We start from the raw sequence: 2,211 nt of genomic DNA on the forward strand, positions 1-2,211 counted from the left end.
ATATAATGAACAAGTATGACAAAAGGAGAAACAGTAAGAAACCAAAGCCCCGGAGTCTTGCTGATTTCGATATAATTATCATGAATAATGTTAATGATTCACAGGAGGTAAACCGATGAAAACTTATATGGCTAATCCAGATAAGATTGAAAGAAAATGGTATGTAGTTGACGCTTCTGAATACACTTTGGGACGTCTTGCATCAGAAGTAGCTAAGGTTTTAAGAGGAAAGAATAAGCCGGAATTCACACCGCATGTTGATACAGGCGATTATGTAATCGTTGTAAATGCAGAAAAAGTAAATGTAACAGGTAAGAAACTGAATCAGAAGATTTATTACAATCACTCTGAATATGTAGGTGGAATGAAAGAAACTACATTAGCAGAGATGATGAACAAGAAACCTGAAAAAGTAATCGAACTTGCTGTAAAGGGTATGCTTCCAAAGGGACCTTTAGGAAGATCTATGATTAAGAAGCTTCATGTATACGCTGGACCAGATCATGAGCAGCAGGCTCAGAAACCAGTTGAACTGAAATTCTAAGGAAAGGTTTGAAAGGAGGATATTACAGTGGCTAGTGCAAGATTCTACGGAACAGGAAGAAGAAAAAAATCAATTGCAAGAGTATATTTAGTACCAGGAACAGGTAAGATCACAATCAATAAAAGAGATATCGATGAGTATTTCGGTCTTGAGACATTAAAGGTTGTAGTTCGTCAGCCATTAACAGCTACAGAGACAGAAGGAAAATTTGATGTTATCGTTAACGTAAAAGGTGGCGGATATACAGGACAGGCTGGAGCAATCCGTCATGGTGTAGCAAGAGCACTTCTTGAGGCAGATGCAGATTACAGACCAGTACTTAAGAAAGCTGGATTCTTAACACGTGATCCACGTATGAAAGAACGTAAGAAATACGGTCTCAAAGCAGCTCGTCGCGCTCCGCAGTTCAGCAAACGTTAATCTGGAGCGAAGCGACAACGAGAGAAAACGGAGTTTTCTCGAGTTTGTTTCAAAGATATCAAAAAGAATTTTGTCCCGGAAGCGAAATTGCTTCCGGGATTTCTTAATATTTGGTCAGATCATTGACCGTAGATTCAATTATTCTTTATACAGGTCACCTCGGTCAGTGTCATCGAATGACCTGATTCGAAAAAAGTCTAAAACAAGTCATCTAAGTCATCGTTGAAGGATGACCGCAATTCGAAAAAGTCCAAACTAGATCACCCCAATTAGAGGCGGCAGATGACCGCAATTCTAAAAAATCTCAAACAAGTCATCTAAGTCATCGTTGAAGGATGACTGCAAATCCAAGAAATCAAATATAAGGCAATAGGAGGAGAAAGATGTTATGCGAGGTCTAAAACAAATGCTTTTACGGGAGCAGAAATATCTGGAAAATATTGTAGAAAAAGCAAAAACAGGCTTGTCTACGGCACCGGATGGGCATCTTAGAATTTCCAAAGATAAAAATAAAATCAGATATTACCACTGTACAGAAGATAACAGTGGAATCTATATTTCGAAATCAGACAAATATTTACCCCAGAGGCTGGCACAGAAGACTTATAATTTGTCTGTGATAAAAAGGCAGAAGCGAGACTAAAGCAGATTAAGAAAATCACGAAGGATTATTCAGATGATGAGATTGAGGAGCTTTTCACATCTTTGCATGCAGACAGACAAGCCCTTGTTACGCCTGTGGAGCCAACATGGAAGCAGCTTCTTGATGAGTGGTATGCAGAAGAATATCAAGGAAAAGAATTTCAGGAAGGAACAGCAGTGATCCTTACAGAAAAAGGCGAACGGGTAAGATCCAAGTCAGAGAAAATTCTTGCAGATCTCTTTTATAATAGAAACATACCATATAAATATGAAAAGCCTTTATATCTGAAAGGATATGGAACGGTATATCCGGATTTTACTTTTGTGTCAAAGAAGCTTGGACAAGAAATCTATTGGGAACATGAGGGGATGATGGATAAACCAGAATATGCCAGAACGGCAGTACGAAAAATCGAATCTTATCAAAAGAATGGGATTTATCCAGGAGAGCGTTTGATATTAACCTTTGAAACAGAGAAGAGTATATTGAATTCAAATAACATAGATGAATTGATAAAAAAGTATTTGGAACATTGAATAATCACAAAATTGAGATTCTTTGTTTTTTTCCATACCCAGGAAAAGTCTGTGGTACAATATTGAAG

At 37.7% G+C, this 2,211-nt stretch carries 4 protein-coding genes; all 4 read left to right on the top strand.

Going from position 1 to position 2,211, the window contains the following annotated elements:
* The first annotated feature begins 115 nt into the window (after positions 1-115).
* The 4 genes from rplM (at position 116) to JQM82_RS15310 (ending at position 2,143) form a co-directional block, all read left to right on the top strand.
* Positions 116-544, top strand: coding sequence for a 50S ribosomal protein L13 (gene rplM / locus JQM82_RS15295; RefSeq protein ID WP_235251268.1), 429 nt, complete (start codon positions 116-118; stop codon positions 542-544).
* 27 nt (positions 545-571) lie between these two features.
* Positions 572-964: a 30S ribosomal protein S9 gene (rpsI, locus tag JQM82_RS15300; protein WP_235251270.1), complete on the top strand. Its 393-nt coding sequence runs from the start codon at positions 572-574 to the stop codon at positions 962-964.
* A gap of 388 nt (positions 965-1,352) precedes the next feature.
* Positions 1,353-1,607: a hypothetical protein gene (locus JQM82_RS15305; RefSeq protein ID WP_235251272.1), complete on the top strand. Its 255-nt coding sequence runs from the start codon at positions 1,353-1,355 to the stop codon at positions 1,605-1,607.
* 62 nt (positions 1,608-1,669) lie between these two features.
* Complete coding sequence (locus JQM82_RS15310; protein ID WP_235251274.1) at positions 1,670-2,143, top strand: hypothetical protein; 474 nt, start codon at positions 1,670-1,672, stop codon at positions 2,141-2,143.
* Positions 2,144-2,211 lie beyond the last annotated feature (68 nt).

Source organism: Faecalicatena contorta, assembly GCF_021531995.1.
Lineage (GTDB): Bacteria > Bacillota > Clostridia > Lachnospirales > Lachnospiraceae > Dorea_A > Dorea_A contorta_A.

What these genes read in the sequence shown, in the direction of transcription:
- rplM (WP_235251268.1), top strand. Translation starts at nt 116, where the DNA reads ATGAAAACTTATATGGCTAATCCAGATAAGATTGAAAGAAAATGGTAT.
- JQM82_RS15305 (WP_235251272.1), top strand. Translation starts at nt 1,353, where the DNA reads ATGCGAGGTCTAAAACAAATGCTTTTACGGGAGCAGAAATATCTGGAA.